Consider the following 2,987-nt stretch of genomic DNA (forward strand, 5'->3'; position numbering starts at 1 on the left):
TTGTCCAGCGCCAACTAGTAATCGCCCTGGCGCCAACTAGAAATCGCCACGTCTTTTGCTAGGGAGGACGGGAGATTGAGTTAGGGGGAGACAAGGGCACGGGAGATGCCTTGGCCGGCTCCGAGGACAGTGGCCGAAGAGCTTGCCGCAGGAGCCGGCCCGACCACCGGGGACCTGGGAGATGGGGGGAAGCGCAGCGTTGCCGGACGAAGCCGGAGAGATCGCTGGCGGCGGCGAGGCCGAAGGGCGCGGGAGCTAAGGGGTGGCTGGATTGGGCCGGCGGGAGCGGGGCAAGCGGTCGACGATCTCTTTGTAACGGCGGAGCGACTCGAGGTAGGAGGTGACCATGTCTTCGAGTTCGGCGAACATGCCATCGGTGTCGCGAGTGCCGCCCTTGAGCGCGACTTCGAGTTCGTAGCGCATGCCGGGGAGGAGGAGTTCAACGTCATCCAGTTCCCTGCGCACGGCGGCGAGTCTTGGTTTCGGTGGCATGGCGCTTTTCAAAGCCGCGGCGGGATGGTTGTCGAGGACGAAGGGAGCAGACCGCACCCTGTCGCCAGCGACCCAAAGCCCGGCAGGGCGGCGTGAGCCGCCGCTGCCGGGCCCGAGCGGCGGGCGATCAGGCGCTCGCCTGCCGCTGTTTGGCTTCTTCCTCCCGGATGCTCTTCTTGCCGGGAAACTCGAGGAGGACGCAGCGGTGGACGATCCGATCGACGACGGCGGTGGCGGTCATGGGGTTTTTGAAAACCTTCTCCCATTCCCCGAACGACAGGTTGGTGGTGACGAAGACACTGCGTTGCTTTTCGTAGCGCTCGCCGAAGAAACTGAACAGGACATCGACCTCCCCCTGGGTGAAATCGACGTAGCCGCCGAGTTCATCGACGATGATGGCGTCGAAGCGGTGCAGCTTGGCCAAGGCGGAGACGAGTTTGAGGTCGCGCTTGGCGGCGAGGAGCCGGGCCGCGAGCTTGAAGGCGGGGATGAAGAGGACCTTCAGCTGGTGACGCTCGACCAGCTCGCGGGCGAGCGCGGCGCAGAAGCCGGTCTTGCCGCGGCCGGGCAAGCCGATCGCGACCAGGTTGTCGCCCCGGCGGACGAAATCGCCGGAGCGGAGGGTCGGCAGCATGCGCCGGACCTTTTCCGGCATCTTGGCCTCATCGAAACGGGCGAAGGTCTCGCTGGCCGGCAGGCCCGAGTATTTGAGCAGGCGCTCGATTTTTCGGGCGCAGCGGTCCTGCACTTCGGCCTCGGCCAAATAGTGCAGGAGCCGGCGATAGCCCCAGTTCTCGGCTTCGGCCCGCGCGAGGGCGCTCTCGCACTCGCGCTCCATGGCCGTGAGCTCCAGGGAGCGCAACAGGATCGGCAGGGAATCGGCCTTCATGCGCTCACCTCCGTCAGGAGCGCATCGTACGCTTTGAGATCCGGGGTAAACGGGGCCACCGCCACTGGGGCCGCCTCGGCGGCGCCCAAGCGATCCTCGACCAGTTGGGGGCGAGGAAGCGCTCCCTCGCGCAGGCAGGCGCCCAGGATCTGCGCGACCTCGGCTTCGCCCCGCTCGGCGGCGAGCTCGAGCAACTTGAGGTACTGCGCGTCGGCGGACGCATCGTCCGCGGCGCACAGCTGATCGTAAACCTGGCGGAATACGACCGTCGGAAACAACTCCTCGCGGTAGATATATCCGCGGAAGGCGCCGGGTTTACGGACAAGCCAGGTGATAATGTGCCGGTAGTCGATGCGCGGTTTTGGGCTCTGGAGGCGCGGCAGCTGACAGACCTCGCGTCCTTCGTAGGTGAGGCGTACTTCGCTCTCGCTGACGTGCGCGTCGAGTTTGAGGCCGATCAACTTGGCCGGCACCGAGTAGGTGTGCTGCTTGAGCCGCACCGTCGAGCCGTTGGTCACATTGACCGCGATCTGTTCGGTCTCGGGATAGCGACTGGCCGGCAACGGACGCAGCCCCGCAAGCTCGTCGGCCACCTTCCCGGCCCGCAGGCCATTGGCCGCCGCGCAGATCCCGTCGATGAACTCCTGATAGGCGGCTTGATGGGGAAAGTCGTTTGAGCCGCGAATCGTCAAGTGCGTCCGGATGCGGCGGATCAAATGCCGGTGGGCCGACTCCACGTCACCCTGCTCGTTCGGGCAGCCGACGTTGATGGTGTGGGGTGAGACCTTCAGATGACGACAGAAAGCGGCATAGGCGTCGTTAAAGGTGCGCTCGTCGCTGCCCCGTTTGATCGTGTGGGTCGCCGTCGAGCTGTTGTCGGTCCACAGCTCCCGGGTGACTCCACCCAGGGCCCAGTACCCCGCCTGGACTCCGACTCTCAGCGAGGTTAACGACTCCGAGAAACAGATCGTCGCCCGCTGCCAATTGCTGCACGGGAGAACGAAATGCCCGAGCAGGTGGTCGAAAGGTGCCCCGGCGATGGTGATCTCCAGTTCGGCCGCCCGCTTCCAGTCAAACTGCGCCGCTCGGGCCGGCTCGTGGGCCTGGGGGAAAAAGACTTCCTTCGGCGGACCGTGTAGCGCCTTCCACACCTTCACTCCTCGCTGGAAAGTGCGCAGCGCGACGGTGCCCGCCAGTTCTGGCTTCGCCTGCTTCAGGTGGGCCAGCAGCCCCTTCACTTCGATCTCCGGCGCCGCTTCCAGATAACGCGCCGCTTCCGGCATGACTTCCTTCAATGGATCCGGTCGCGTCCGATAGGTCCGCGTCCCCCGTTGTTGGGTGAGCTCCGCCGGACCGGCGTTCGCCTCCAAGTAGCGTGCCGCCGTCCGTCGATGCATGTTCGCTTTCATCGCAGCGTGGCTGACCACGCCGCCGTTCATTTGATATTGCTTCACAAGTATCCTGTGTTGAGCCGGGGTGATCATGGGGTCTGCGTAATGGCCCCAAGCACTACCGCTCACGCAGGCCAGCACCGACCCAAAACTCCGCTCGATGACATGTGAGCTTCTAGTTGGCGCCGGGGGGTAGCATCTACTGGCGTCCTACA

At 65.0% G+C, this 2,987-nt stretch carries 3 protein-coding genes; all 3 read right to left on the reverse strand.

All coding sequences use genetic code 11. The features are described from left to right. Positions 1–255: 255 nt before the first annotated feature. The gene (locus tag PSV00_RS06035; RefSeq protein WP_300445613.1) at positions 256–549 is read right to left on the reverse strand and encodes a hypothetical protein; all 294 of its coding nucleotides are present in this window, start codon (positions 547–549) and stop codon (positions 256–258) included. 70 nt (positions 550–619) lie between these two features. After that, entirely contained in the window at positions 620–1,381 is a 762-nt protein-coding gene (locus tag PSV00_RS06040) for an ATP-binding protein (protein ID WP_300445614.1), read from the reverse strand. Next, positions 1,378–2,820 (reverse strand): IS21 family transposase, encoded by a 1,443-nt coding sequence (gene istA, locus PSV00_RS06045; RefSeq protein WP_300445615.1) that lies wholly within the window; start codon positions 2,818–2,820, stop codon positions 1,378–1,380. Before istA ends, PSV00_RS06040 begins: the two co-directional genes overlap by 4 nt. Positions 2,821–2,987: the final 167 nt, after the last annotated feature.

The sequence above is a fragment of the Brevundimonas sp. genome (assembly GCF_029945885.1).
Classification (GTDB): domain Bacteria; phylum Pseudomonadota; class Alphaproteobacteria; order Caulobacterales; family Caulobacteraceae; genus Brevundimonas.

Bases quoted from the DNA above. Each gene is read 5' to 3' on its own strand.
- istA (WP_300445615.1), bottom strand. From the start codon at position 2,820: ATGAACGGCGGCGTGGTCAGCCACGCTGCGATGAAAGCGAACATGCAT.
- PSV00_RS06040 (WP_300445614.1), bottom strand. From the start codon at position 1,381: ATGAAGGCCGATTCCCTGCCGATCCTGTTGCGCTCCCTGGAGCTCACG.